This is a genomic window from Methylobacterium frigidaeris (assembly GCF_022179185.1).
GTDB classification, from domain to species: domain Bacteria; phylum Pseudomonadota; class Alphaproteobacteria; order Rhizobiales; family Beijerinckiaceae; genus Methylobacterium; species Methylobacterium frigidaeris.
The window spans coordinates 69,113-95,275 of the sequence record NZ_BPQJ01000017.1 but is presented as its reverse complement, the minus strand read 5'-3'; the positions used below and the strand labels follow the sequence as shown (position 1 = coordinate 95,275).

Genomic DNA, 26,163 nt, shown 5'->3' with positions numbered 1-26,163 from the left:
CGTTCCCGTCGGGGGGCCGCGCCAGCCGTGGCAGAGTGCGGATATGCTGGGTCGAGGCTCAGTCGGCTGTCCTGTCGCGACCAGCCCGCTCTACAAATCCTCCCGTCAGTCAGGTGCCGGCGTGGTGCTCTGGGGTCAACGATCAGGCAAACTGATCGGCTCCAAATATGCGACGGTGTGCAGGCAGCTCCCAGACCGTCTCGATGAACGCTAATTTTGCCGCTCTCTCCGAATCGAGCGCTGCAGATCGGGCCGCATCACAGGTGAACCAAGCATCCACCTCGACGATATCGCCATCAAAATGATCGACGGGTATGATTTTGCGCAATGCAAGCCCGAAACGGTTCAGCAGCCGCACGAGATCGTGCAAAAGTTTCTGTCCTTCATAGATAGGATAGAGATGTGCTTCTAGTTTGATGCCAAGGCAGTTAAATAGGGTGTCTCCAAATCCTTCAAGAACTTCGTACTCAAACCCCTGGACGTCGATTTTGATAGCGTCGGGTAGGGGTACCTCGCCGCGACCGACGAGGGAATCATAGCGCACACAATCAACCTGGACCGTGTGAGTGATTCGAAATGCTGGCTCGATCGAATAGCGCCAGAGCAAGCTGCTGTTTGGTGTGAGCAACGATGTGCATCCGAGGCTCTTGGCGACGTTGAGCGTGCGCTGCTCTCGGCGGTTGCTCAGCGCCCGCTCGACGATCAATGCGCCCCTGACGCTGCCCATACGCTCCCGGATGGCGGCTGCTTCGGGCGGGTTCGGCTCGAATATGACTGGACGGATCCGGTCGAGATAGGGCTGCCATTCAGCGCCAATACCGCCTAACCCGCCGACATCGATCAGATTGATAGGTGCAAATTTCGGCTTGAGCGCCAGATCTGGCGGAAGATCGGGGAATGTGCGAGTGATTTTTCCCATCCACAGGTCTGCTACTGCGCCGATATCAATGACAACGGCACCGCTCTGCTTTAGCTTGTGTGCATAGATCTTTCCAAGTATTCCAGCCGCTACTAGAAACAGCTGCCCGCGCCGATCGATTGGTCGGTCAAGCTCAGCGCACAACTCGCGGAATCGATGCGGCCAGTGCGCGCCTTCGACCGAGCGGTCGCCGAGAGTCGCCCGGTGGCTTTGCTCGCCGGGCACCTTGAAGTGCTCGACCTCACCGATCCCGTAGGTGCGTTGAAGCGCCTCGGGGAGGTCATCGTGGCAGCTGATGAGCCCGATTTTGGCACGGCCGCGCAGAACGCGCGCCAGGGTTCCACTGAGCACCAAGTCGTAGTGCAATACCAGGCTATGCACCGAGGTTCGTGCAGCCCAGGCCGGGTCGTGGGTGGACAGTGCCAAGGCTTTCCGCATCGTGTTAACAACCCACGCGATGCCACGCCGCGAGCCGATCCCATATTCGTGGTCGATTGCCTCCGCGTAGATGCCGCCCAAGCAGTCTGCCGCAGGAATGGCGTCGTTAAATGCTTTTATCGCTCCCAAAAATTCATGATCATCGACTATGGATGGATTTTTGAACCAGATTTCTGTAAATTCTTTTCGATTTGCTCTATAATAATCGCGGTACTCGTTTTCATCCTCGTCGCTGACAATGGTGCACGATCCTTCTCCGTCACCGAGACGGAGGAGTAGATAGGGCGTGCCTGTGTCCAGGGCTCGGATGATTTCCTTTTCGACATCGACGATGCTGGCATTGGAAAACCGCCGCTTGATTTCTGCCAGCATTCGAATTGCCTCGTCATATCCAAAACGAGACAGCAAATTGATAAATTGGCTGTGTATTTGTGTTTCTGCTGCCATCTCTGGGAAACGAGAGCTCGTCTCTGTAATCAAATCAAACGCTGGATCCATTTCGCCAACGCGCGCGTGTTGTACGGCGGAAAAAAGCATCATCTCGCCGGAAAGTTTTCCGGCGCGACGCGCAGCATCTAGATGCGGAACGGCTTTTCCGGGAGAATTGCAATATATACTTACATTGTAGGACAGGTCTTTGATGCAATGGTCCCAAAAATCGGGATACGACATAAAACGTTCTGACACGCGCAAAAGAGACGCAAAATCGTTGCACTTGTGAATAAAATATGTAATCCGCAGAGGAACATGCCAGAAATCTTCGCTTTCAGAATTGGAATTTATGTAATCATATATTTTATTGTTGTCAGATTCATTTTCAGTCTGAAGAGCAAGCGACCATTGTTTGATGATTTCATCCGCAATCATCGCAATCCGTGCTCTCTGGGACGATACAGAAACACGGCTTATGCGAAGAATCTTCAGTTTGCAATCTCTTGCAAGCCATATTGTGAGCGGTCTCGCCCAACCATGCCTTCCGCTTCGTCAAGGCTATGGACGGGCAGGCTCCGATCTCCTGAAGCGCCACATGACCCTGGCGGCCGATCCACGCAAAGCAAAGCCGGCCATCGCCTTCGACGGAATCCCAAACGGCTTGGGTGGGGTGACGACGGCCTCCGCTTCGGGTTTCGGCATGGACCCGTCGGTCCGCGCCCTGGTTCCGGCGCGGCGGCGATCCTCCTGCGGCCATCGGCCGGAAGATCGCCGAGCTTGCCGCTGGCGAGCTGGGCCGAGGACGGGCGTGGTCGGAGGTTCGAGAATGGCGGCGTCAGAACCGCGGCGGTCCGTCACGCCGATCGGGATCAGGTTCGGCCCCCCGACGGAAGTCTCACGACCTAAGTCTCACGACGAATTGTCGGATGGGCCGCGGCGCAGGGCTGGCTTAACGATTCGTGTCAGCGGCGGATCACGCGCGAGCGGGTGGTTTCAATCCCCTCGCCCGGCGGAAGGCGCCGCCGGACACCCGGTTCACACTCCAACGCGGATTCCGACGCGGCGAAGATTCGCGCGGACGATGCGTGCCGTCCCTCAAGGAAACGCTCCCCAAGGAGGACACACCCTATGGCAAGCTCAGCCGCCCTCGGGCAAGCCGGCGATGCCGCGCGCCCGATGACGCGGGAGGAGAAGAAGGTCATCCTGGCCTCCTCCCTCGGCACCGTCTTCGAGTGGTACGACTTCTACCTCTACGGCTCGCTCGCCGGCATCATCGGCGCGCAGTTCTTCTCGTCCTACCCGCCGGCGACCCGGGACATCTTCGCGCTGCTCGCCTTCGCGGCGGGCTTCCTGGTGCGGCCGTTCGGCGCCCTGGTGTTCGGACGCGTCGGCGACATCGTCGGGCGCAAGTACACCTTCCTCGTCACCATCCTGCTGATGGGCCTGTCGACCTTCATCGTCGGCATCCTGCCCAACGCCGCGCAGATCGGCATCGCGGCGCCGATCATCCTGATCATCCTGCGCCTGGCGCAGGGCCTGGCGCTCGGCGGCGAGTACGGGGGTGCGGCGACCTACGTCGCCGAGCACGCGCCGATGGGCCGGCGCGGCTTCTACACCAGCTGGATCCAGACCACCGCGACGCTCGGCCTGTTCCTGTCGCTGATCGTGATCCTGACGGTGCGGACCGTCACCGGCGAGGCCGCCTTCGCCGAGTGGGGCTGGCGCATCCCGTTCCTGGTCTCGGTGCTGCTGCTCGGCATCTCGCTCTGGATCCGTCTGCAGCTCAACGAGTCGCCGGCCTTCCAGCGCATGAAGGAGGAGGGCAAGACCTCGAAGGCTCCGCTCACCGAGGCCTTCGGCCAGTGGCGCAACGCCAAGATCGCGCTGATCGCGCTGCTCGGCCTCGTCGCCGGCCAGGGCGTGGTCTGGTACACTGGCCAGTTCTACGCCCTGTTCTTCCTGCAATCGATCCTGAAGGTCGACGGCTACACGGCCAACCTCCTGATCGCCTGGGCGCTGCTCCTCGGCACCGGCTTCTTCGTGGTGTTCGGCTGGCTCTCGGACAAGATCGGCCGCAAGCCGATCATCCTGGCCGGCTGCCTGATCGCGGCGCTCAGCTTCTTCCCGGTGTTCAAGCAGATCACCACCCTGGCCAACCCCGCCCTCGAGAAGGCGATCGAGACCGTCAAGGTGACGGTGGTGGCCGATCCGGCCCAGTGCGGCAGCCTGTTCAACCCCGTCGGCACACGGGTGTTCTCGGCCCCCTGCGACCTCGCCCGCGACTACCTCGCCAAGTCCTCGGTGCGCTACAGCACCGAGGCCGCGCCCGCCGGCCAGCCGACCGTGGTGCGGGTCAACGGCACCGAGGTCCCCTTCGCGGCAGGATCCCCGGCGGCGGAGTTCAACAAGGCCGCGGCCTCCGCCCTCCAGGCGGCAGGCTACCCGAAGGCGGGCGATGCCCAGGTGGTCAAGATGTCGAACCCGTTCGACATCTTCCGGCCGCAGGTCGCCGGGGTGATCGGGCTCCTGTTCGTCCTCGTGCTCTTCGTCACGATGGTCTACGGCCCGATCGCCGCGGCCCTGGTCGAGCTGTTCCCGACCCGGATCCGCTACACCTCGATGTCCCTGCCCTACCACATCGGCAACGGCTGGTTCGGCGGCCTGCTCCCCGCCACCGCCTTCGCGATGGTGGCCCAGACCGGCGACATCTATTACGGCCTCTGGTACCCGATCGTCATCGCCCTGATGACCTTCGTGCTCGGCCTGCTCTTCGTGCCCGAGACCAAGGACCGGGACATCTTCGACGAGCGGGATACCGCGCACTGAGTTGAGGATGATGTGATCAAGAGGGGCGCCCGCGGCGGAAGCTGCGGGCGCCTCGTCTCGTTCGGGCCGACGCTGTTCTCATCCCGCTCCGTCATCACCTCAGTCGCGCTCCCGACGCGAGACTGAATTGATGACGAGGAGGGGAGCCAAGACCGTCGCGTGACGCCGGACTGGTGCCGAACCGGACCTCGTTGCCAAACAGCCCCCTTCTGCCGCACGAGAAAGGCCCGCCTCACCGAGACGGGCCCCGACGCTCACCGATGCCGGACGAGTCACCGGCAGGTCGTCACCCGGCGCACGATCCAGCCTTCGCCATCGACGAAGAGCTTCTTGCGGGAGGTGGAGCACTGGGCGTCGTCGGCCTCCGCGGCGGGCGCGGCGACGCTCGACGTCGCTGCGACGTCGCGGGTGGTGCCCGGTCCGGCCTTCGGCGCCTTGTCGACCGCGGGGGCGGCGCTCGCGCAGAGCGGGGCGCCGGCCGTGGCCAGGGCGGCCAGGAGCGCGAGCAGGGGCAGTCGGGCGCAGGGACGCGCACGCATGGTCGGTGATCCCATCGGTTGAATGCCGAGCGGCAACGTCCGGCGAAGTGGCTCTGGACCGCTCTCTCTTGCCATGGATAAGTCGCGAGCGCCCGAAGAGTTGCGCCGCCCAGGCGGGCCCATTGCGAAAACGGTAAACATGCCGACGCGCCGCCGCGGTGACATTCCGCACCACGGCGTGGGATTGCCGGAGTGGCCGCACCGAGGCTGTCCTTGATTGGTCCCGTATTCTGCCGGGACTGCAACGGACTTCAAACGGCCGAAATCCCGGCCGGTTCCTGCCGCAGCGTCGCGCAGATGATCCGGGCCCCGCGAGCCGGGCCTCGACTGCGCCCGATCGCGCCTCAGGCCGGCAGCGCCCGCCCCTGCCCCGCCCGGCGCTGCACCAGCCACAGGGTGATGGCGACGTTGAGGAGGTTCCAGCCGATCCCGTTGGCGAAGGCCGCCGCGTAGGAGCCGCTGAGGTCGAAGATCACGCCGGAGAGCCAGCCGCCGAGCGCCATGCCGAACAGCGTCGCCATGATGACCACGCCGACCCGGCCCCCGGCCTCGCTGGCGGGAAACAGCTCGCGCACGATGATCGCGTAGGCCGGCACGATGCCGCCCTGGAACAGGCCGAACAGGGCCGAGATCACGTAGAGCGAGGTCAGCCCGTCGAAGGCGAGGTAGAGGAGGAGCGCGACGCCCTGGAGCACCGAGCCGACGAGGAGCGTCGGCAGGCCGCCGATCCGGTCGGCGAGGAAGCCGGAGGCGACCCGGCTGACGATGCCGAAGCCGAGCATCAGGGACAGCATCTCGGCGCCGCGGGCGACACCGTAGCCGAGGTCGCCGCAATAGGCGACGATGTGGACCTGCGGCATCGACATCGCGACGCAGCAGGCGAGCCCCGCGACGACGAGCAGGCCCTGGAGGACGTTGGGCGGCAGGCCGAGCGTGCCGCCCGCCCCCGCGAGCCCGCCGCGCTCGACCGTCGCGACCGGCGGGCGCCGGCGCATCAGGAACGCCAGGGGCAGCATGGTGGCGAGGCAGAACAGGCCGATGCCCGCTTGCGTGGCGCGCCAGCCGTAAGCCGACACCGCGTGCTGGACCAGCGGCGGCCACAGGGTGCCGGCGAGGTAGTTGCCCGCGGCGCAGACCGAGACCGCGATGCCGCGCCGGCGCGCGAACCACAGCGAGATGTCGGCCATCAGCGGCCCGAAGGCGGCGCTGGAGCCGAGGAGCCCGATCAGGATCCCGTGGGCGAGGGCGAACTGCCACAGGCTGGTCGAGAGCGCGGTCGCGCCGTAGCCGAGGAAGAGGCAGACCCCGCCGAGCACCAGCGGTGCCAGGATGCCGAACCGGTCGGCGAGGCGTCCCATCAGCACGCCGCCGAAGGCGAAGCCGACCATGGTGAGGGTGTAGGGCAAGGATGCGGCGCCGCGGGCGGCGCCGAACTCCGCCTGCACGGCGGGCAGCACCACCACCACCGACCACATGCCGACGCCGCCGATGGTGGTCAGCAGCACGGAGACGGCGAGGCGGCGCCAGGCGGCGGCGGAATCGAGCCCGTCGGCGGGCAGCGGGCGGGTCACGGGCGGTTTCCTCGAATCCTTGGTTCCCACCGCTGTAGCAGCCGGGCCGGTGTCCGAGGAGCGTTTCCGGCGCAACCCCCTGCCTCGCTGTGCGACGAGACCCATCCGGATCCAGTTCTGCGCAGGGGTGTCCGGTGAAACGACGAGGTGCGGGGTCAGCCCTCCGCCACCGTCTCGGGGTATCTCGCCGCGAGGTCCCGGCGCATCGCCTCGGCCCAGTCCCGGCCGCGCTCCGCCCGCTTCGTCCGGATCGGCACCTCCGCCACCAGGCTCGCCGGCCGGCCGGAGAGGAGCAGCAGCCGGTCGGCCACCGCCAGGGCCTCGGGCACGTTGTGGGTCACCATCAGCACCGCCGCGCCGCGGGACGCCGCGCTGCCGAACACCGCGGCGCGCAGGGAGGAGGCCGCCGCGTCGTCGAGGGAGACGAAGGGCTCGTCGAGGACGAGGAGGCCCGGCGCCAGGGCGAGCGCCCGAGCGAGCGCGACCCGCCGGGCCATGCCGAGCGAGAGCGCCCGGGGATAGCGCCCGCGCCAGGGACTGAGGCCGAGCTCGTCGAAGAGCGCGTCGAGGGATTGCCCGCGCTCCGGCCTCGGCAGGGACAGGCGCACGTTCTCCTCGACCGTCCGCCAGGGCAGGAGCCGCGGCTCCTGGAACACCATGCCGATGCGCAGGGCCGGACGGGCGGTCAGCGTGCCCTCGAAATCGCGGTCGAGGCCGAGCAGGATGCGCAAGGTGGTGGTCTTGCCCGCCCCCGACGGGCCGATCAGGCACAGGGTCTCAGCCGTCCGGACCGAGACAGCGAGGTCGCGCACCGCCTCGACCGGCTCGGATCCGGCCGGACGGTAGACCTTGCGGCGGACCGTCAGGGTGAGGAGGGCGGAGTCTTCAGCGCCAGCGGCGGTCGACTTATCGCCAGCGGCGGGCATGGGCGTCGAGGGGCTGGAGCAGCAGGGCGTCGACCGCCAGCATCACGGCGCTGAACACGAGGCTGTAGCCGATCAGTGCCGCGACGTCGAAGAGCTGGAAGTAGTACGAGATGGCGTAGCCGACGCCGTTGGGCCGGCCGAGCAGCTCGACCACCAGCACGATCTTCCAGGCGAGCGAGACTCCTGAGCGCGCCGCCGCCACCGCGAAGGGTTCGAGCTGGGGCAGCAGCACGTGGCGGATCCAGGTGCGGCGGTCGTACCGGAAGGCCTCGGCCATCTCCTCGAGGCCCGGGTCGAGCCCGCGGGCGCCCTCGCGCAGGATCACCGCGACGTTCGGCATCTTGTTGAGGGCGACCGCCAGGATCGCCGCGGTCTCGGTCAGCCCGAGCCAGATATAGGCCAGCACGGTGATGATCAGCGCCGGGGTGTTGAGCAGCACCAGGAGCGGCGTATCGAGGAGCCGGTCGGCGGTCCGCGAGCGGCCGAGCGCGATGCCGAGCACCGCCCCCGTCGCCATGGCGAGGCAGAACGAGGCCGCGACCCGCCACAGCGTGATGCCGATGTTGCGCAGGAGGTCGCCGGAAGCGGCCTCCCGCACCACGAACGCCGCCACCGCCTCCGGCGACGGCAGGGTGCGGGGATCGGTGGTGCGGCTCGCCAGCCACCAGCAGGCGACGAGCAGGGCGACCGATCCGAGGCGGGCGAGGAGGGCCATCAGGCGATGGGCGCGCGGGGACCGCTCAGCCATTCGGCCCGCCGTCCCAGTACAGCCCCTCCGGCAGGGTCGTGGCCGCCCCGACCAGGCGCTCGCCGCCGAGCCGCGCCAGCACCGCGTAGAGGCGCTCGGCATCGGCCCGCTCGGCGGAGGCCTTCCGGCGCGGGATGCCCTCCAGGAAGGCGCGCTTGAGCGTGGCGTAGGTCGCCTCGTCCTCCGCCGCCATCAGGGGGCGCACGGGAGCCCAGGCCGCCTCCCCGGCCGCCAGCGCGCGCTTGGCCCGGGACGAGGCGCGGGCGAAGCCCGCGACGGTCTGCGGCGCGCGCTGCAGCAGCGCCTCGTCGAAGACGTAGCCGAGGAGCGCGATCGGGCCCTCGACCCCGAACGAAGCGGCGATGCCGTCGGCGCCGATCAGGCGGCGGAAGCCCCGCGCCTCGAGCCGCGCGCAGAAGGTCCAGTACAGCAGGCCTGCGTCGAGCTCGCCCGCTTCGAGCTTGCGCATCAGGAGCGGCGGCGCGCCGAAGACGGGCCTCGCCTCGCGCTCGAGGTCGAGCCCGTCCTGCTCGCGGGCGCGGGCGCGCAGGAGCAGCCAGTTCTTGTCGAGCGGTCCCCCCGCCACCCCGAGGCGCTTGCCCGCGAGGTCGGCGACGGAGCGCAAGGGGCTGTCGCCTGCAACCATCAGGGCGCCCTCGGTGGAGGAATAGGGCAGGAACTTCACCGCCCGCCCCTCCGCCCGCAGGCGCGCGGCCCAGAGCAGGTCGGACACGATGGTGTCGACCTGGCCCCCCTGGAAGGCGATGCGGGCGGCGTCGCTCCCGGCGAGGCGCACGCCCTCGAGCGACAGCCCTTCCGCCGCGTCGATCCCCTCCGCCTTGATGACCGCCGCCTCCCAGGCGACGGTCCCGAACGGCAGGAGCCCGATCTTCAGGGTGGCGGCCTGGGGCGAGGCCGGCTGCGCTCCGGCGGCACGGAGCTGCGCGATCGGCCACAGCCCGGCCGCCGCCATCAATCCGCGCCGTGAGAGCATGGGCGCCTCTCCCTGTTGCCCGGCTTATGCCCGGCCGGTTCATCCGGCCGTTGTCGCCCGGCCATGTCGCCCATGAGAGGTAGGCGGCGGGGCCGGCGGCGTCCACCGCTCACGCGCGGGGGTGCGAGGTCGCACCCTGGGCGGCCCCGCCGCCGCGGTCACTTGTACTATCGTCGGGCCGACTTCAGAGCCCATGGTCTTGCCGGGCGTGCTCGCCGGCGGAGACATTCTCGACAGCGCGTATCCGCGCGGGAGCAGGCCAGCCTCGCACATCGACGCGCGTCGCTCGAACCGCTCGACGGTGGCAGGTCAGAAGGCTGCGATGATCCGGACATGCTGGACGATCGTGTCATCGAATCTGTCGCTTGAAAGATGTGACGTCCGCAAACTGCTGTCGCTTCGCGCGCTTGGCCGAATGATGTCTGGACCAGGTGCGGGAGATGCGGCGCAGGCGGATGCAACACCGTGCGCCATCAGAAGGTTTGACAACTTCGTCTCCAGGATTTACCAGAACGTTATGATTTGGAGGCATTTATGTTGGCGCAGTCACGCAGAATTTGCCTGAACATGATCGTCAAAAACGAAGCCGACAAGATAGAAAAGTGCCTGCTTGCTGTCGCGGATTACCTCTCCTGCTGGGTCATCGCCGATACGGGTTCGACGGACGGCACTCAGGATATCATAAGTAATTTTTTTCGATCGCGTGCCATTGCCGGAGAATTGCACAGTTTTACATTCAAGACCTTCGACCAGGCCAGAAATGCAGCGCTCGACCTGGCCTCGAAATCGTGCCTCGAGTATGATTATCTTTTATTTATCGACGCGGATATGGAGCTTGTCGTCGACGACAAGGATTTCGCAAAAAAACTGAAAGCCGATGTCTATCAAGTCATACAAAAATCAGGCGTGGCCTATTGGAACAGCCGCTTGCTGCGGCGAGGCGCGGATGCGCGGTATGTTGGCGTCACCCATGAATACTTGAGTCTCAGAGAGGGGACGACCGAGCAATTGGAAGGGGTCAGCTTCATCGATCATGCGTCGGGCACGAATCGCTCGGGTAAGTTCGCACGCGATGCCGCCTTGCTCCGCGACGGGCTCGCGACCGAGGCCGACCCGTTCCTTCGCACGCGCTACACGTTCTACTTGGCCAACAGCCTGCGCGACAATGGCGATTATTCCGAAGCTCTGGCGCAATATGAAGCGCGCGCCGGCATGGGCTATTGGCACGAAGAGATCTTCATCAGCCTCCTGAACGCGGCGAAGCTAAAAGCACTCCTGAAATATCCCGCTGACGACGTCATCGAGACTTTCGAGGCAGCGGCCACCGCCTGTCCTTCACGTCTTGCCGAAGCGATGCACGACGCGGCCCGGTTCTGCCGCGACAACACCTTGTACGCGAGAGGCTACCAGCTCGCCCGCAAGGGCGAAAATGCCGCCATTCCGAAATCCGGGTTGTTCGTCTCGGAGTGGATCTATCGCTACGGCTTGCTCGATGAAATGGCAATCGCCGCCTGTTGGACCGACCGGCATGCCGAAGCGGTCATGCTGATCGATAAGATCCTGGGAATGGATGACATCCCGAGCGACTATGTCGGCAGGTTGAGGAGCAATCGGCAATTGTCGATTGAAAGAATTACTGAGATGCAAAATTCTCCTGACGGCAAGGGATCGGACGTCGCGAGTTTGCTGGAGCAGGCACGACGCAGCGAGAGCCTCGCGCTGCCAGACGAACAGGTCATCTCCGCCTACTTGCGCGTGGCCGAGGTGGATCCGACCTGCGCCGAAGCCTTCCACGATGCGTCCCGCTTCTGCCGTTACAAGAGGCTGCACGAGAGAGGGTATTACCTGGCGGATCGCGGCCTGCGGGCGGCAGAGTCCAGGAACAACGCAGGACATGACGACGCTTGGATCGACGATTATGGCCTGTTGGACGAACTCTCCGTGCACGCGTACTGGACCGGGCGCTACGACGAGGCGATTCGCGCCTGCAATCGTCTCTTGAGCGAGAGCAAGATCCCGGAGAGCATGATCGAGCGAGTTGCCAACAACCTTCGCTTCAGCTCGGAGGCTCTGGCAAAGGCGAAGAGGAAATCATTGCAAATTCCAAGAATATTTCACTTCATCATCGCGTCACACGATCCGCACGAGGCACCACGCTTCTCACTCATCAACTATCTGGCGGTGCGATCCGCTCTTGATCTGAACGAGGGCTTCAAGGCGAACATTCACTGCGCTCCGGAACCGCACGGCCCGTACTGGGACATGCTGAAGGGCAGCGTTGAAATCGTTCAAACAACATTGCCGAGCACGGTTTTCGACCGGCCGGTGGATCTCATCGCGCATCGCGTCGATGTACTGAGAATGCAAATACTTCTGGAGCATGGAGGGATCTATCTCGATTTCGACACGATCTGCCAGAAGTCGTTCGCGCCGCTGCTTGACGGCAGCGTCATCCTCGGACGCGAAGAAATCCCGGACGGAGCTGGCGGGCGCAGGCCGGTCGGCCTGTGCAACGCCACGATCATTGCGCCACCCGGCGCGGAATTCATGCAGTTATGGTATGACGAGTACCGGTCGTTCGTCGGCGGTCCGAGCGGCGACGCCTGGAACAAGTTCTCGGTCCAGGTACCCCTGGCCCTCGCGAACGCGAATCCCCATCTTGTCAAGATCGAGCCTGCCACGTCGTTTTTCTGGCCGAGCTGGGACGATCACGGCATCGAAGCGCTGTTCAAGCACGATTTGGAATTTCCCGACGCATTCTGTTTCCATTTGTGGCAGGTCAAATCCTCGAAATGGATCGAAGGGCTCGATCCCAAGACGATCGTCAGAGAAAACACGACCTATAACAGAATCGCTCGTCGCTTCTTGCCGCAACCGGCTGCCAGGGCCACGACCGACGTCTCGCCCGGTGACGCAGTCACGCAGCGCTTCGATGCTCAGCCCGAGCTCGATCCCATCATCAGCTCGGGCAAGCCGTGCTTCAATATCTGCTTCATGAGCTACAATGAGCACGACAGGATCTATGACGATAGTGTGCGGGTCCTGCGTGCATCTTTGCGCGATCTGGGCTACGGCTGCACCCTGACGGAAAACAAGCCCGCTCATGGTTCGGTCAACATCGTCGTGGGCAACCTTCTCTACCCGGTCCAGGACGACCGGCGCGTGGACCCCTTCCGTTCAGGGCCGTTCATCGTCTACCAGATGGAGCAGCTCGATATCATCCGGCACCGGCGAGAGGGCGAGAAGTATCTTGAATTTCTCGATTTGTCGTCTCATATTCTTGAGTATTCCCGCTCCGGCCTCGCCGTGCTCCGTTCAAGGCCGGACACGCCAAGCGTATCGTTTCTGCCGCCGGGATTTCACCGGTGCCTGGAGGTTGCTTACCCTGCGCCGGAGCAGGAGATCGACGTCCTGTTCTACGGATCGTATTCCGAGCGGCGCGTGCAGGTTCTGGAGGCCGTCCGGTCTCATGGCCTGAAAGCCGTTCATCTCTTCAACGTGTATGGCGAGCCGCTGTGGGACGCCATCCGGCGGTCGAAAATCATCCTGAACATCCATTCCACACCGGGATTCAGGACGCTGGAGACCGTCCGCATCGTTCCTCTCCTGGCCAACCGGTGCTTCGTCGTGTCGGAGGCGAGCGATGACAACCCGTTCGGGTCGGGTGTCGTCTTCTGTGCGCTCGAGGACATGGCGGAGGTCTGTCGTTCACATCTCTCGGCCGAAGCCCCGCTCATGCAATCCGTCGCCACGGAAGGCTATCTCGCCGTCCGCCGGACCGATTTTGCCACGCAGCTGCGCGACGTCTTGAAAAATCTCGACCTCGTGCAACTTGTCTTCCGGGAGTGAAGAGACCCGGCGACGCTGACGCCGCGACGGCAAGCGACGGCGATCGGGAGCGCCGCGAGGGACACGCACCAGGCTCTCAGGGAGATGGACGCCATGCCGAGGGACGAAGTCCTCAGCCCCGACGCGGTCGCCGCGCGCCTCGCCGACCTGCCGGCCTGGAAGGAGGCCGACGGCTGGATCACCCGCACCTACCGGACGAGCGGCTGGAAGGGCACCCTGATGGTGATCAACACCGTCGGGCACCTCGCCGAGGCGGCCTGGCACCATCCCGACCTCACCGCCTCCTATGCCTGGGTCGAGGTGCGGCTGACCACCCACTCGGCCAAGGGCCTGACCGAGAAGGACTTCGCCCTGGCGGGTAAGATCGAGGAGGTGGTCGGCTGGCAGCCGGGGCTCGAGGGCGGCGCGCTGGAGGGCACGCCCACGGATCCGCGCTTCGCCTACATCAAGTACGGGCGATAGGGCGGGATGCGCCATCACCCCCCGCCTGCCTTCACCCGCCGGCACTGCGTCTTGAGATAGGTCGTCTGCCCCACCCCGGCGCGGATCCCGGAGCGGGCAACGATCTCCTGCCAGCCGGTGGCACAGCCGATCTCGCTCGCGACCCGGGTCTTGAACACGTCGGTGGCGGTGGCCTCGTCGCAATCCTGCACCGGAACCGTGCCGGCGCAGACCAGCACCAGAGCCAGGAAGCCGTTCATCGCCCATCCCTCCGCGGATAAACCGGGAGGATGGTGCACGGCGCAGCCTCGCCAACCCGTACCCTCGTCCGGGCCGTCAGGCCGGAACCTCGACCACCAGCTCAGGATCGAAGGTCCGGCCCTCGACGGGGTTGGCGAGGCAGCGCGTGCCGTGGAGATGGAGGTCGTGGCCGGCATGGAAGTGGCCGGAGATCCAGAGGGCCGGCCGGTGGGCGGCCGGCAGGTCGGCGAGCAGCGTGGTGGCGTAGAAGGCCGGCACCCACCAGGGCACGCCGGGCGCATCGCGAAACCGGTCGGCGGCCTCGGGGATCGGCGGGTGGTGGGTGACCGCGACGGTCGGGCCCGGATGCACCTTAGCAAGCGCGTCCGTCATCGCCGCCCGGTCGGCGGCGTGGGCCGCCATCGCGGCCTCGGGCGTCCAGGGCGTGCCGTCGCCCTGGCGGATCGCCCGGTACTCGCGCGAGCCGGTCGCCGGATCGGTCATGCGGGCGGCGGCGACCGCGACCGGGTCGTCGGGCCGGTCCGGCGCATCCGCCGCGAGCCAGCGCCCGGCCAGCTGCCAATCGCTCCACAGGGTCGCGCCGACGAAGCGCACGCCGCCGATCACGCGGGTTCCGCCGCCGTCGAGCAGCATCACCCGCTCGCGGCCGGCCGCGCGGTTGATCGCCGCCACCTCCGCCCGGAGCGCCGCCAGCAGCTCCGAAGCGGTGCGGAGATCGCCCGACGGCGCGTAACGCTCGTGGTTGCCCGGCACCAGCACCACCGGCCGCTCGCCGGCGAGCTGCAGGAGCGCATGAAGCCCCCGCTCCGGCTCCCCCTCCCAGACGTCGCCGGCGCAGACCAGGAGATCGAAGGATTGCGTCGGGATCGGCACGGCGGCGAGGGGCCGGCGCTCGAGATGCAGGTCGGAGAGCGGGAAGAGGCGCATCGCTCGTGTCACGTCGCTCCGGTCGCTTCGATCCGAGCGCTTGGGTCAGGCGCCGAACAGCGACAGCACCACCGGCCGCCGGTCGAGGTTGTAGATCTGCGTCTCCCGGGCGGCCCTGGCGGCGCGCTCGGCGGCGTCGGCGAGCGCAGCGAGGCGGGCCGGCGGCTCGCCCTGGCGGCGCTCGATCTCGGCGGCCAGGCGGCGCTGCACCGTGTCGAGGGCGGTGGCGTAGAGCGCGTCGGCGTCGCGGCCGGCGAGGCGCTCGGCCAGCCGCAGGGCCCGGCGCCAGTCCGGCCGGTCGCCCTGGTCCAGCAGCGCCTCGACCTCGTCGACGACTCCGATCGTGTCGGGATCGAGGAGGTCGAGGGCGCGGGCGACCGAGCCTTCGCTCAAGGCCGCCGCCCGCTCGATCAGCTCGGGTGGGTGTCCCGCCTGCGCCGGCCAGAGGCTCCGCAGCACCCGGGCCACCTCCCCGGCCGGGAGAGGCTTCAGGGCGAGGCGGCGGCAGCGCGAGCGGATGGTCGGCAGCAGTCGGCCGGGGGCGTGGCTGACGATCAGGAACAGCGAGCGCGGCGGGGGCTCCTCGATGACCTTGAGGAGCGCGTTGGCGCTGGCGAGGTTCAATTCGTCGGCGCAGTCGACGACGCAGATCCGGTAGCCCGCATCCGCCGAGGTCGCGGCAAAGAGATGGAGCGCGCGCCGCGCCGCGTCGACGCCGATCTGGGTCGGGATCGTCTTCGAGCCCGGCGCCTTCTGGCGCCGCAGCAGCACGAGGTTGGGATGCGACAGGCCCGCGACCTGGCGCGCCACCGGGTGGCCGGGGGACAGGTCCAGGCTGTCCGGCACGCCCGCGCCATCACCGCGGGCGAGCAGGTGGCGGGCGACCCGGAACGCGAGCGTCGCCTTGCCGATGCCCTTCGGGCCTCCGAGGAGCCAGGCATGGTGCAGCCGCCCGGCGCCGATCGCCTCGCGGAAGGCGCGCTCCGCCGCCTCCTGGCCGAGGAGATCCTGCCGCTCGCGCGGGCGCGGCACGCCCGGGATCTCGCCCGGTTCGAGCTCGTCGTCACCCTTCTCAGGCGGCATCGGATGCCTCCCGGACGAGGTGCGGCAGCCGTGCGGCCACCGTGGAGCGCACCGCCTGCGCGACGCGGTCGGGCCCTCCTTGCGCGTCGACGATCGCGCAGCGCGCCGGCTCGGCCTCGGCGATGGCGAGGTAGGCCGCCCGCAGGCGCTCGTGGAAGCCCAGGGCCTCGGCCTCGAACCGGTCGGGGCCGCGGGCGGCGGCGCGGTCGCGCTGGCGGGCGCGGGCGAGGCCGATCTCCGGCGGCAGGTCGAGGATCAGGGTCAGGTCCGGCCGGGTCGCCCCCACCACCACCCGCTCCAGCGCCGCGAGCGTCTCAGGCTCGACCCCGCCCGCCGCGCCCTGATAGGCCCGGGTCGAGTCGCTGAAGCGGTCGCACAGCACGATGGCGCCCCGGGCGAGGCTCGGGCGGATCAGGGTCGCGAGGTGGTCGAGGCGGGCGGCGGCGAAGAGCAGAGCCTCGGCGAAGGGGCCGTGGGGCTTGGCGACGCCGGCCAGCACCGCGGCGCGGATCCGCTCGGCCCGCGGCGAGCCGCCGGGCTCGCGGGTGGTCACCACCTCGCGGGCCTCCGCCAGTCCGTCCGTGCCGGCGCGAAGCCAGGCCGCCAGACGGGCGATCTGGGTCGACTTGCCGGCGCCCTCGCCGCCCTCGAAGGTGATGAAGCAGCCGGGACGCCGGGGGGCGGCGCTCGCGGCCACCATGGAAGCGTCGCTCACGACTTGCTGGTGATCCGGCTGAGGGCCTGGCGGAACCAGCCGGTGCCGACCTCGAGCGCCGCGTCGAGGGCGCGCTGGGTCATGGTGCCGGCCGGCACCGACTCGGCGGTGTAGAGCGGCATGTCGAGCACCACCTGCTCGCCGCGGGTGACCTTGAGCCGGCCGACCTCGCGCCCCTCCTCCACCGGCGCGGTCAGCGGGCCCTGGTAGGTGGCGCGCGCCACCAGCCGGTCGCTGTTGCCCCGCGGCAGCAGGAGCCGCACCGGCTTCTTCGTGACGAGCGGCACCCGGCCCTTCTCGCCCCCGAAGGTCTCGGCCTCCGCCACGGCCTCGCCGGCGGCGAAGACCTGGCGCGCCTCGAAGGCGCGAAAGCCCCATTCGATCAGCTTGCGCGATTCCGCGGCGCGGTCGCGGGCGGTCTTGAGGCCGCTCACCACCAGGACCAGGCGCTGGCCGTTCTGCACCGCCGAGCCGGTCAGGCCGTAGCCGGATTCCTCGAGGTAGCCGGTCTTCAGCCCGTCGGCGCCGATATCGAGGGTGAGCAGCGGGTTGCGGTTCTGCTGGCGGATCTTGTTCCAGGTGAACTCGCGCTCGGCGAAGAGCTTGTAGTTCTCCGGATAGGCCTCGATCAGGTGGATGGCGAGCTTGGCGAGATCGCGGGCCGTCACCTTCTGGTCCGGGGCCGAGTAGCCGGTGGCGTTGCGGAAGGTCGAGCGCTCGAGGCCGATCTCCTTCGCGTGCCGGTTCATGATCTGGGAGAAATTGTCCTCGGTGCCGGCGACGCCCTCGGCGGCCGCGATCGCCGCGTCGTTGCCGGACTGCACGATGATGCCGCGGAGAAGATCGGGCAGCTTCACCTTGCTGTTGAGCTGGGCGAACATCGACGACCCGCCGCCCCCGGCGCCGCCGCGGCGCCAGGCGTTCTCGCTGATCGTGAACTCGGTGTCCGGGCCGAGCTTGCCCTTGCGCATCTCGTCGAAGAGCACCTCGACGGTCATCAGCTTGGCCATGCTGGCGGGCGAGAACGGCTCGTCCGCGCCCTTCTCGAACAGGACCGCGCCGGTATCGGCGTCGATCAGGATCGCGTGCGGCGCCAGGGTCTGGAAGCCTTGCGCGCGCGCATCGGAGACCGCCACGGCAGCCCCGAGAATGGCTGCCAGAGCTAGTCCCGCGGCGCGGCGCGCGAGCGCCCTGCCCGCTCCGGTGGTCGCTGTCACACGCATATCCCTACCGCTCGAAACCCCGGCCGACCGGGAGACCTGCCGCACTTTGCCGCCCTGCCGAAGGACACGCAACCGCGCCTGTGCCGCAGTGCGGGAGGCGGAACCGTTTCGGAGACGGGCCACGGCGGTTCGACCGCATGCTTGCGCGTCGCCGCCGATCCGGCAGAACCGAGGCGTCCGGCCGCCGCCATCGCCCATCCCACCCACGACCTCAGTCTGAGGTCGCGGGTGGGAGGTCGGAGACCTCCACAACACCGTGCCCGGAAGCCGGGCCGGCCCTCAATACATCCCCGCCACCTTCGACCGCGGCGGCATGCCGGGCTTGTGGCCGGTATTCTTGCTATCCTCCCTGTCGCCCTTCTGGGCGCCGGCGAGGCGGAGCGGCGGCGCGATCGGCAGCGGGCCGCTCTTCGCGATCACGGTCGTCTTCGGCGCGGCCCTGCCCCCGGCCGGCAGCGAGGCGGCGTGCATCGCCTGGGCCAGGGAGGCGCGATCCGTCGCCGGATGGCTTGCGAAGGCCAGGGCCTGGCTCGGCGGGGCCGGCCGGCGGGACGCGGCGGCGGAAGGCTGGGCCGAAGCCGGCTTGGCCGCGCGGGGCGCGGCGAGGCCAGGGTTCAGGCCCTCGACGGCGGCCATACGGACGGGCGCCGGGGCCGGCAGCCGGGCCGGCGCCGCGGGAGGCATGGACCGCGCCTCGGCCACCTGGACCGGCGCGCGCGGCGCGGCGCGCACCGGCGCCGGGCGGCGGATCTCCGGCTCGGCCTCGGCGACCTGCACCGGCGCGACGACCCGCGGCCTCTCGACGATCGGGCGCACCGGCTCCGGCTCGGGCTGGCGGAACGCGAAGGGCCTGGAATCGACCTTGGCGTCGTCGCCGGCATCCGCCACCATGATGTTGGCGCCGAAGGGCGAGCCGGCCGGCTGCCCGTCGGTGCGCAGGGTCGCCATCAGCTTGCGGTCGTCGCTGCCGCCGACCGAGGCCTTGCCGACATACTCGACCCGGACCTTCGTGGTGCCGCGACGGCGGAAATCGAGGGCCTCGGCCACCGCCTGCGACACGTCCATCAGCCGGTCGGCGTGATAGGGCCCGCGGTCGTTGACCCGCACCACCATCGAGTGGCCGTTCGCCATGTTGGTGACCCGGGCATAGCTCGGCAGCGGCAGGGTCGGATGCGCCGCCGCCACCGAGAAGCGGTCGAAGATCTCGCCGTTGGCGGTCTGGCGGCCGTGGAAGGCGGTGCCGTACCAGGAGGCCAGGCCCTCGCGCACGTAGCCGCGCGCGTCCTGGCGCGGCACGTAGGTGCGGCCGGCGACCACGTAGGGCTTGCCGGTCATCTGCCGGCCGCCGCCCTTCGGGATCTTGTCGTTCTCGCCGTAGAGCCGCGGGCTCGCGGCGACGCCGTATTTCGGATCGATCTCGCGGCCGCCGCTCCTCACTGCCAGCTGCTTGGGCGTCGGCCCGGCGCAATTGGCCGCCGCCAGCGCGATTCCCGCCACCGCGGCCCACCGCACGACCGGCATCGGCCGGAGGGACCCCCGCTCCGTCTCCGGACGCGGGCGACCGCTCTTCGAAGATCCCGCCATCGACCCCTCGGATCCCGTGCCGCCCGCGGCCGCCACCCGGCCCGGAGGGCTGGGAGGGCGGGCCCCGGGGCCGCACAGGGTTACGCTGCACTCGTCGAAGACCCTGCCGGCCGTGCGTAAATGAAAGCTCAACGGGTGCTCCCGCGCGAGTCCCCTCCACCGCCGTCCACAGGCACGTGCGCCGGCCTCGCACCGGGACGGCGGCGGAAACGCTCGCTGCGTACCCGGCGGGCGACAGGGGCGATCAGGGGCGATCGGGACTCGCGGGCGTTTCGTGACAGGCGCTTAACCCCGGATGACTTGGATTCCCGGACGGATCGGGCAGGCTCGATCCCGCGTGGGGCCGGCTGCCGTCGCGCGGCGGCCCGTGAGCGTGCCCCAACCCGGGAGGAACGCCATGCGACACGCCATGAGGAACGCCTTGTCGAGGCCGCTCGCCGCTCCGCTGCTCGCCGCCATGCTGGCCCAGCCCGTCCCCGCCCTCGCGCAGCAGGCCCCCGCCGATCCCGGAGCGGGCCCGGGCGTCCCGGCCGGCTGGTCGCAGGAGGTGCGGACGGTCGTCGCCCTCGCGGTGCCGGAGGAGAAGGCCCAGGCGCTGCTGCCGGCAGGCTGGACCGTCAACCCGGCCCAGCAGGGGCCGAGCCGGGGCGCCAACCTCTCGGTGGTCTTCCGCGAGCAGCTCGCGGCGACGGGGCCGGACGGCAAGCCCGCGGGCGGCGAGGAGCGGGCCGCCGTGCTGGCGGTGCCGGCCCGCCGCGGCGACGAGACCGGCTTCGTGATCGTGCACACCTTCGCCGATGCCCGGTCCGGGCCGGGCTACTACAAGGTCGGCGTGCCGGCGAGCGTCACGCTCGAGCGGCGCGGCAGCGCCACCGCGCTCGCGGGCCAGGCCGAGGAAGCCTGGAGCGTGACCGCCGAGAGCGGCGAGCGGCTGGGCTTACGGGTCGCCTATGCGCGCGGCACGCCGGCCCGGCTCCAGCCCACCGCCCTCAACCTCTCGGCCGCCGATCCACGGATCCGGCGGACCTACCGGGTCGACCAGGGCGTCGATCCGGTCCTGAGCCGGCCCGCCAGCATCGACCGGACCACCTCCCTCTCCTTCACCGCCTCGGGCGGCGCGCTCGCCCGGGTCTTCGACGGCCGGGAGCAGGTGGTCGCCGTCCTGTCCCTGCCCTGGTACGCGCGCCAGATGTCCGCGCCCGCCGCGATTGACTGAAACTCCGCGACCGAGCCTCGCGCGCCGCCGCCTATTCCGCCGGCTGCGGCGCGCCGGGCCCCGGCGCCGCCTTGCCGGGTCCCTTCCGGCCGGGCTCCTCCTTCTTCCGGCCGGCCACCAGCCGCTCGGCCGCGACGTAGAAGACCGGGGTGACGAACAGGGTGAGCAGGGTCGCCACCAGCAGGCCGCCGATCACCACCGTGCCCATCGAGATCCGGGCATTGGCGCTGGCGCCGCTGGCGATGGCGAGGGGCACCGAGCCGAGGATGAAGGCGAAGGAGGTCATCAGGATCGGCCGCAGCCGCAGCCGCACCGCGTCCTGTGCCGCCGTGACCGCGTCCTCGCCTTTGTCGCGCAGGTCGCGGGCGAAGGAGACGAGCAGGATCGCGTTCTTGGCGGCCAAGCCCACGAGGAGCAGCAGCCCGATCTGCCCGAAGATGTCGAGGGGCAGGTCGCGCAAGGCGAGCGCCCCCACGGCGCCGAACAGGGCGAGCGGCGTCACCAGAATCACCACGAAGGGCAGCCGCAGGCTCTCGTATTGTCCGGCGAGCAGCAGCACGATCATCACCACGCCGAGGCCGAAGATCAGCGGCGCCCAGCCGCCGGCGATCTTCTCCTGGTAGGCGACCTCGGTCCACTCCACCGCGTAGTCGGTCGGAAGCGCCGTCCCGGCCAGGCGCTCGACGGCGGCGATCGCCGCGCCCGAACTCGCCGTCTCGGCGGTGTCGAGGGCGATCTCGATCGCCGGATAGGTGTTGTAGGACAACACCGCCGTCGGCCCGCTGACGAAGCGCGGCGTGACGAGCGCGCCGATCTGCACCGGCTCGCCTCGGTTGTTCGGCACCGTCAGGCGCGACAGGTCCTCGATCGTCCGCCGTCCTTGCGACTCGCTCTGGACGTAGACCTGGTAGACGAAGCCGAACTTGTTGAACAGGTTGACGAACGACGAGCCGACATAGGTGCCGAGCGCGTCGAACAGCGATTGCAGGCTGACGCCGAACTGCTCGGCCTTGGCCCGGTCGATGTCGAGGCGCAGCTGCGGCACGCCGTAGCTCGTGGTGGCGGTGGCGCCGCCGATCTCGGGTAACTTCTTGAGTTGCGCGATGAAGCCCTCGGCGGTCTTGGCGAGCTTGAGCCCGCCCTCGCCGCTGCGGTCCTGCAATTCGAGGGTCAAGCCGCCGCGGGAGCCGAGGCCCGGCAGCGGCGAGGGATCGACGATGCGCAGGACCCCGTCCGGGTGGTTCTTGAACTGCTTGCGCAGCCGTCCGATCACGTCGTTGACCGTCTCCTCGCGCTGATCCCAGGGCTTCAGGGTCGGGATCTGGAAGCCGTAGAACGGCGCGGTGACGTCGGCCAGGATGCCGCGCCCGGCGACCCCGATCGTGCCGGCGACCGAGGGCTCGGCCAGGGCCGCGCGGCCGACCTCCTCCACCATCGCGGCGGTGCGGCTGACGGAGGCGCCCTTCGGCATCGCGATGTCGGCGAAGAAGTAGCCCTGGTCCTCCTGCGGCACGAAGGCGCTCGGGCGGCTCGTGACCATCCAGGCGGTCAGCCCGGCGAAGACCAGGAACACGAGCCCGGTGGCGACGAGGTGGTGCGACAGCCGCCCGGCCGAGCCGACCGCGAACCCGGTCGCCCGGTCGAGGGCGGCGTTGAACCAGCGCAACGGTGCCCGCCAGCGGCTCTGGTGTGCCTCCTTGTCGTGGGGCTTCAGCAGCAGGGCGCAGAGCGCCGGCGTGAGCGTGAGCGAGACGAGGGCCGAGATCAGCACCGAGATCGCGATGGTGAGGGCGAACTGGTTGTAGAGCTGGCCCGTCAGCCCCGGGATGAAGGCGACCGGCACGAACAGGGCGGCGAGCACCAGGGTGGTGGCGATGACCGGGCCCGCCACTTCGTTCACCGCCTCGCGGGCGGCCTCGCGGGGCTCCTGCCCCTCCTCCATCAGCCGCTCGGTGTTCTCGACCACGATGATCGCGTCGTCGACCACGAGCCCCACCGCCAGCACCAGGCCGAGCAGGCTCAAGGTATTGAACGAGAAGCCGAGCAGAGCCATCGGCCCGAAGGTGCCGACGAGGGCGACGGGGACCGCGATCGCCGGGATCAGGGTCGCGCGCCAGCTCTGGAGAAACAGGTAGGTGATGACGACGACCAGCACGATCGCCTCGATCAGGGTCTTGATCACCTCGTGGATCGACGCGGTGACGAACTCGGTGCGGTCGAGGGCGATCTTGTACTGGAGGCCCGGCGGGAAGCGCTTCGCCAGATCCTTCATCGTGGCGTGCACGCCCTTCATCACCTCGACGGCGTTGGCCTCCGGGTTCTGGTACAGGCCGAGCGAGGCGGCGGGCTTGTTGTCGTAGGTCGAGCGGCTGCCATACTGCTCCGAGCCGAGCTCGACCCGGCCGACGTCGCGGATGCGCACCACCGAACCGTCCGGGTTGGCCCGGATCACGATGTCGGCGAATTCCCGGACCTCGGTGAGGCGGCCCTTGGTGACGATCTGGAGTTCAAAGGCGGGGGCGTCGCGCACCGGCTCCTTGCCGAGGGACCCCACCGTGATCTGGGCGTTCTGCTGCTCCACGGCCTGGACGATCTGGCCCGGGCTCAATCCCAGCGATTCCATCCGGGCCGGGTCGAGCCAGACCCGCATCGCGTAGCGCTTGTTGGAGAAGTTGACGATGCGGCCCATGCCGGTGACCCGGCGCAGGGGCTTGATCACCTGGGTCTCGGCCCAGTTCGACAGGAAGAGTTCGTCGTAGCGGTTGTCGTCGCTGTAGAGCACCACGTTGCCGAGGCGCTGGCGGGACGATTTCACGATCTCGAGACCCTGATCGCGCACCGCCTGCGGCAGGCGCGCCTCGGCCCGCTGGGCCCGGGTCAGCACGTCGGCGGCGGCGGCGTTGAGGTCGGAGCCGACCTCGAAGGTCGCGTCCATGTTGACGCTGCCGTCGGCGTTGCTGGTCGAGCTGATGTAGATCAGGTCCTGGGCGCCGTTGATCTCCTGCTCGAGCGGGATCGCGATCGCCTCGTAGGCCTGCTGCGCGGTGGCGCCCGGATAGGTCGCCTGGATGTTGATGATCGGCGGCGCGATCTCGGGGAACTGGGCGATCGGCAGGGCGAAGCCGGCCACCGCCCCGATCAACGTGATGAGCACCGAGATCACGCCCGCCAGGACGGGCCGGTCGACGAAATAGGCGAACATCCCGCGTCCCGGTGGCCGCCGGGGAAGCCGCCGCGAGCCGGGGCTCCGGAAGCCGGCCCTGTCGGGGCCTGCGACGGTGTGGTGAAAAGCTCACGTGCAACGCCATCGCGTCCGAGAGAGTTCCCCCTGCGGGAGACCGGCTGCCGCCCTGCGCGGATCGGTTCCGGAGCCTGCCATCGGAGGAGACCAGCATCGTGCGCGCAGGGTTTCGCTACGGCCTCGTCGGGGTTGCCGGCATCGCGGCCGGGGCCGGTCTGTGGTGGACCCTCGGCCACCCGCTGCCTGACGGCGCCGCCGGCATCCTGCCCGGCCCGGTGGCGCAACTCCTGGCGCCGCAACCGCCGCCGACGCGCGAGCCCGAGGCCCCCGAATTCGACGTGGCCGTGGCGAAGGCCGCCTCCGAGACCGTGCCGGTCGCCTTCTCGTATACCGGCACGGTGATCTCGCCGAAGGACGCCGCGCTCCAGCCCCGGGTCACCGGCGTGGTGGTGGAGCGGCCCTTCGAGCCGGGCGGCCACGTCAAGCAGGGCCAGGTGCTGTTCCGCATCGATCCGCGGCCCTTCGAGGTGGCCCTGCGCACGGCGGAGGCGCAGCGCGAGCAGGCGGTGGCGCAACTCTCCTTCGCGGATGCCGAGGTCGACCGCACCCAGACGCTCGCCGACAAGGGCTACGCCTCCGAGCAGCGCTTCCAGCAGCTCGAGAGCAACCGGCAGGTCGCCCGCAGCCGGGTCCAGGAGGCCGAGGCCGCGATCGCGCGCCAGAAGCTCAACCTCGAATACGCGGTGATCCGCGCGCCCTTCGACGGGCGCTCCAGCCTCTCCGACGTCAATATCGGCGACCACGTCAACGAGAACGCGACCCAGCTCGTCAGCGTGGTCCAGGTCGACCCGATCGAGGTGCAGGTGGCACTCTCGGCCGAGGATTCGGAGGCGGTGCGCGCCGCCCTCAAGGAGGACCGCGCCGTCATCCAGACCCTCGACGCACAGGGCAAGCCAGAGCGCAAGGCGACGATCTACAAGCTCGACAACCGCTTCGATCCCCGCACCGCCCGCCGCCTGGTCCGGGCCTGGCTGCCCAACGCCGACGAGCGCTACCTGCCGGGGGAGTTCGTGCGCACCCGGGTGCAGGTCGGCACCGAGGAGCGCCTGCTGGTGCCGACCATCGCGCTGTCGTCCCAGCTCGACCAGCGCATCGTCTGGCGCGTGAGCGACGAGGGCAAGGTGTCGATGATTCCGGTCACGACCGGCGAGGAATTCGGCGACCGCACGGCGATCCTCAAGGGCCTCAAGGCCGGCGACCGGATCGCCACCGACCACCTCCAGCTCCTGCGCCAGGACCAGCGGGTCGGGATCAAGCGGGAGGCCGAGCCGGCGCGGCAGGCCGCGAACGAGCCCGGCGCCAGCGTGCGGTAACGCACCGGCAGTCACGCTCCGTCAGTGCTTGCCGGAAGGGAGACCGGGACGCTACGCTCAAGGATGCCACCCCGCCACGGCACGCGAGCGACGGGCCATGACCTCTCCCGAGACCGCGCCGGCCGAGACGGCGGCCTCCGACGCCGCACCCGGCGCCGATCTGCGCTTCTCGGTCGTCACAGCCGGGCGGGACGGGCTCGAGCTCGTGGTGGCGTTCGGGCCACGGGACTACGCGGTCCGGCTGACCCCCGCGGAGGCCGCCGAGCTCGGCCTGGCTCTCCTCGCCACCGCCTCGGTCGCGGCGGATGCCGCGCAGGACGTGCCGGCGGGCACGCGGGTGGAGAACTGCTTCTTCCCGGTCCTCGGCTGGACGGCCGGCGAGGTCACCCCGGGCGTGCCGGCCCTCGCCCTCCGGCTCGCCGAGGGCGCCGAGATCGCCTTCCAGTTCGACCGCGCCGGGGCCTGCGCCTGCGGCCGCGACCTCGCCCGCAGCGGCCGGGTTCCGTTTCGGGAACGCCTGCGGCGCGTCTTCCGTCGGCGCCCCGCCCCGCCCACCTCGCCCGGGGCCCGGAACTGAGGAGGCGCGACGCCGAGCCCGCCCCGCGCCTCTGCCGGACCACCGCACCGCCGGGCCGCACGGAAACGTGCGGGCCGGCGCCTGCCTCAGCCCTGGGTGCCGTAGCCGGAGATGGTGTCGCCGAAGGCGCCTGCGGCCCTCGTAGAGCCCGTATTGCAGGTAGTGCTGCATCGGGTCGAGGCCCGCGTCACGCCGAAGAAGGCGAGGTCGGCTGGACATGCCGCATCGTCGGTTCGTCTCGAGGCCGGGCGACAGGACGATCGTCTCATCAGGTGATCGT

19 protein-coding genes are annotated in these 26,163 nt (G+C 68.9%); 6 read left to right on the top strand and 13 right to left on the bottom strand.

Translation table 11 applies throughout. From position 1 onward, the window contains the following. Window positions 1-142: 142 nt before the first annotated feature. A complete protein-coding gene (locus tag MFF64_RS18540) occupies window positions 143-2,224 on the bottom strand; it encodes an FkbM family methyltransferase (RefSeq protein ID WP_238191883.1) in 2,082 nt (693 codons plus the stop codon). A 741-nt stretch (window positions 2,225-2,965) separates the two neighbouring features. Between MFF64_RS18540 and MFF64_RS18535 the strand changes: the two genes are divergently transcribed. Then, window positions 2,966-4,615 (top strand): MFS transporter, encoded by a 1,650-nt coding sequence (locus MFF64_RS18535; protein ID WP_238191930.1) that lies wholly within the window; start codon window positions 2,966-2,968, stop codon window positions 4,613-4,615. A gap of 272 nt (window positions 4,616-4,887) precedes the next feature. Here MFF64_RS18535 and MFF64_RS18530 read toward each other — a convergent pair whose 3' ends face one another. The 5 genes from MFF64_RS18530 to MFF64_RS18510 form a co-directional block, all read right to left on the bottom strand. Then, complete coding sequence (locus tag MFF64_RS18530; protein WP_099904307.1) at window positions 4,888-5,154, bottom strand: hypothetical protein; 267 nt, start codon at window positions 5,152-5,154, stop codon at window positions 4,888-4,890. A gap of 344 nt (window positions 5,155-5,498) precedes the next feature. Continuing rightward, window positions 5,499-6,725, bottom strand: coding sequence for an MFS transporter (locus tag MFF64_RS18525; protein WP_238191881.1), 1,227 nt, complete (start codon window positions 6,723-6,725; stop codon window positions 5,499-5,501). 155 nt (window positions 6,726-6,880) lie between these two features. Then, window positions 6,881-7,651 (bottom strand): ATP-binding cassette domain-containing protein, encoded by a 771-nt coding sequence (locus tag MFF64_RS18520; RefSeq protein ID WP_099904303.1) that lies wholly within the window; start codon window positions 7,649-7,651, stop codon window positions 6,881-6,883. Further along, window positions 7,632-8,366, bottom strand: coding sequence for an ABC transporter permease (locus MFF64_RS18515; RefSeq protein ID WP_099904301.1), 735 nt, complete (start codon window positions 8,364-8,366; stop codon window positions 7,632-7,634). Before MFF64_RS18515 ends, MFF64_RS18520 begins: the two co-directional genes overlap by 20 nt. Window positions 8,367-8,391: 25 nt before the next feature. After that, entirely contained in the window at window positions 8,392-9,393 is a 1,002-nt protein-coding gene (locus tag MFF64_RS18510) for an ABC transporter substrate-binding protein (protein WP_238191879.1), read from the bottom strand. Between the two features lie 567 nt (window positions 9,394-9,960). On the opposite strand from MFF64_RS18510, the gene MFF64_RS18505 reads away from it, so the two are divergent. Both MFF64_RS18505 and MFF64_RS18500 read left to right on the top strand, forming a co-directional pair. Further along, window positions 9,961-13,242 carry a glycosyltransferase gene (locus MFF64_RS18505; protein ID WP_238191877.1) on the top strand — a complete coding sequence of 1,094 codons (3,282 nt, stop codon included), beginning with the start codon at window positions 9,961-9,963 and terminating at the stop codon, window positions 13,240-13,242. Window positions 13,243-13,335: 93 nt separating this feature from the next. Next, the gene (locus MFF64_RS18500; RefSeq protein ID WP_099903749.1) at window positions 13,336-13,704 is read left to right on the top strand and encodes a 4a-hydroxytetrahydrobiopterin dehydratase; all 369 of its coding nucleotides are present in this window, start codon (window positions 13,336-13,338) and stop codon (window positions 13,702-13,704) included. A 14-nt stretch (window positions 13,705-13,718) separates the two neighbouring features. Here the strand turns inward: MFF64_RS18500 and MFF64_RS18495 are convergent, their stop codons facing one another. The 6 genes from MFF64_RS18495 to MFF64_RS18470 all read right to left on the bottom strand — a co-directional run bounded on the left by MFF64_RS18495 (window position 13,719) and on the right by MFF64_RS18470 (window position 19,413). Next, window positions 13,719-13,943 carry a hypothetical protein gene (locus MFF64_RS18495; RefSeq protein WP_099903743.1) on the bottom strand — a complete coding sequence of 75 codons (225 nt, stop codon included), beginning with the start codon at window positions 13,941-13,943 and terminating at the stop codon, window positions 13,719-13,721. A 76-nt stretch (window positions 13,944-14,019) separates the two neighbouring features. Beyond that, window positions 14,020-14,871 carry a metallophosphoesterase gene (locus MFF64_RS18490; protein WP_099903745.1) on the bottom strand — a complete coding sequence of 284 codons (852 nt, stop codon included), beginning with the start codon at window positions 14,869-14,871 and terminating at the stop codon, window positions 14,020-14,022. A gap of 45 nt (window positions 14,872-14,916) precedes the next feature. After that, complete coding sequence (locus MFF64_RS18485; protein ID WP_099903747.1) at window positions 14,917-15,954, bottom strand: DNA polymerase III subunit delta'; 1,038 nt, start codon at window positions 15,952-15,954, stop codon at window positions 14,917-14,919. After that, complete coding sequence (gene tmk, locus MFF64_RS18480) at window positions 15,944-16,654, bottom strand: dTMP kinase (protein ID WP_238191928.1); 711 nt, start codon at window positions 16,652-16,654, stop codon at window positions 15,944-15,946. Before tmk ends, MFF64_RS18485 begins: the two co-directional genes overlap by 11 nt. A gap of 11 nt (window positions 16,655-16,665) precedes the next feature. After that, window positions 16,666-17,892: a D-alanyl-D-alanine carboxypeptidase family protein gene (locus tag MFF64_RS18475; protein WP_165795626.1), complete on the bottom strand. Its 1,227-nt coding sequence runs from the start codon at window positions 17,890-17,892 to the stop codon at window positions 16,666-16,668. A gap of 279 nt (window positions 17,893-18,171) precedes the next feature. Beyond that, window positions 18,172-19,413 carry a septal ring lytic transglycosylase RlpA family protein gene (locus MFF64_RS18470; protein WP_238191875.1) on the bottom strand — a complete coding sequence of 414 codons (1,242 nt, stop codon included), beginning with the start codon at window positions 19,411-19,413 and terminating at the stop codon, window positions 18,172-18,174. Between the two features lie 460 nt (window positions 19,414-19,873). Here MFF64_RS18470 and MFF64_RS18465 point away from each other — a divergent pair, with 460 nt between their 5' ends. Continuing rightward, window positions 19,874-20,692 carry a hypothetical protein gene (locus MFF64_RS18465; RefSeq protein WP_133123021.1) on the top strand — a complete coding sequence of 273 codons (819 nt, stop codon included), beginning with the start codon at window positions 19,874-19,876 and terminating at the stop codon, window positions 20,690-20,692. Window positions 20,693-20,723: 31 nt separating this feature from the next. On the opposite strand, the gene MFF64_RS18460 is transcribed toward MFF64_RS18465, so the two are convergent. Next, on the bottom strand, window positions 20,724-23,894 hold the full coding sequence (locus tag MFF64_RS18460; RefSeq protein ID WP_099899737.1) for an efflux RND transporter permease subunit: 3,171 nt from the start codon (window positions 23,892-23,894) through the stop codon (window positions 20,724-20,726). A 194-nt stretch (window positions 23,895-24,088) separates the two neighbouring features. On the opposite strand from MFF64_RS18460, the gene MFF64_RS18455 reads away from it, so the two are divergent. Together MFF64_RS18455 and MFF64_RS18450 are read left to right on the top strand one after the other, a co-directional pair. After that, the gene (locus tag MFF64_RS18455; RefSeq protein ID WP_099899734.1) at window positions 24,089-25,306 is read left to right on the top strand and encodes an efflux RND transporter periplasmic adaptor subunit; all 1,218 of its coding nucleotides are present in this window, start codon (window positions 24,089-24,091) and stop codon (window positions 25,304-25,306) included. Window positions 25,307-25,403: 97 nt separating this feature from the next. Next, window positions 25,404-25,883, top strand: a complete 480-nt coding sequence (locus MFF64_RS18450) for a hypothetical protein (protein ID WP_238191873.1) — start codon at window positions 25,404-25,406, stop codon at window positions 25,881-25,883. Window positions 25,884-26,163: the final 280 nt, after the last annotated feature.

What these genes read in the sequence shown, in the direction of transcription:
- MFF64_RS18540 (WP_238191883.1), bottom strand. Translation starts at nt 2,224, where the DNA reads ATGATTGCGGATGAAATCATCAAACAATGGTCGCTTGCTCTTCAGACT.
- MFF64_RS18535 (WP_238191930.1), top strand. Translation starts at nt 2,966, where the DNA reads ATGACGCGGGAGGAGAAGAAGGTCATCCTGGCCTCCTCCCTCGGCACC.
- MFF64_RS18530 (WP_099904307.1), bottom strand. Translation starts at nt 5,154, where the DNA reads ATGCGTGCGCGTCCCTGCGCCCGACTGCCCCTGCTCGCGCTCCTGGCC.
- MFF64_RS18520 (WP_099904303.1), bottom strand. Translation starts at nt 7,651, where the DNA reads ATGCCCGCCGCTGGCGATAAGTCGACCGCCGCTGGCGCTGAAGACTCC.
- MFF64_RS18515 (WP_099904301.1), bottom strand. Translation starts at nt 8,366, where the DNA reads ATGGCCCTCCTCGCCCGCCTCGGATCGGTCGCCCTGCTCGTCGCCTGC.
- MFF64_RS18510 (WP_238191879.1), bottom strand. Translation starts at nt 9,393, where the DNA reads ATGCTCTCACGGCGCGGATTGATGGCGGCGGCCGGGCTGTGGCCGATC.
- MFF64_RS18505 (WP_238191877.1), top strand. Translation starts at nt 9,961, where the DNA reads ATGATCGTCAAAAACGAAGCCGACAAGATAGAAAAGTGCCTGCTTGCT.
- MFF64_RS18500 (WP_099903749.1), top strand. Translation starts at nt 13,336, where the DNA reads ATGCCGAGGGACGAAGTCCTCAGCCCCGACGCGGTCGCCGCGCGCCTC.
- MFF64_RS18495 (WP_099903743.1), bottom strand. Translation starts at nt 13,943, where the DNA reads ATGAACGGCTTCCTGGCTCTGGTGCTGGTCTGCGCCGGCACGGTTCCG.
- MFF64_RS18490 (WP_099903745.1), bottom strand. Translation starts at nt 14,871, where the DNA reads ATGCGCCTCTTCCCGCTCTCCGACCTGCATCTCGAGCGCCGGCCCCTC.
- MFF64_RS18485 (WP_099903747.1), bottom strand. Translation starts at nt 15,954, where the DNA reads ATGCCGCCTGAGAAGGGTGACGACGAGCTCGAACCGGGCGAGATCCCG.
- tmk (WP_238191928.1), bottom strand. Translation starts at nt 16,654, where the DNA reads ATGGTGGCCGCGAGCGCCGCCCCCCGGCGTCCCGGCTGCTTCATCACC.
- MFF64_RS18475 (WP_165795626.1), bottom strand. Translation starts at nt 17,892, where the DNA reads ATGCGTGTGACAGCGACCACCGGAGCGGGCAGGGCGCTCGCGCGCCGC.
- MFF64_RS18470 (WP_238191875.1), bottom strand. Translation starts at nt 19,413, where the DNA reads ATGCCGGTCGTGCGGTGGGCCGCGGTGGCGGGAATCGCGCTGGCGGCG.
- MFF64_RS18465 (WP_133123021.1), top strand. Translation starts at nt 19,874, where the DNA reads ATGCGACACGCCATGAGGAACGCCTTGTCGAGGCCGCTCGCCGCTCCG.
- MFF64_RS18460 (WP_099899737.1), bottom strand. Translation starts at nt 23,894, where the DNA reads ATGTTCGCCTATTTCGTCGACCGGCCCGTCCTGGCGGGCGTGATCTCG.
- MFF64_RS18450 (WP_238191873.1), top strand. Translation starts at nt 25,404, where the DNA reads ATGACCTCTCCCGAGACCGCGCCGGCCGAGACGGCGGCCTCCGACGCC.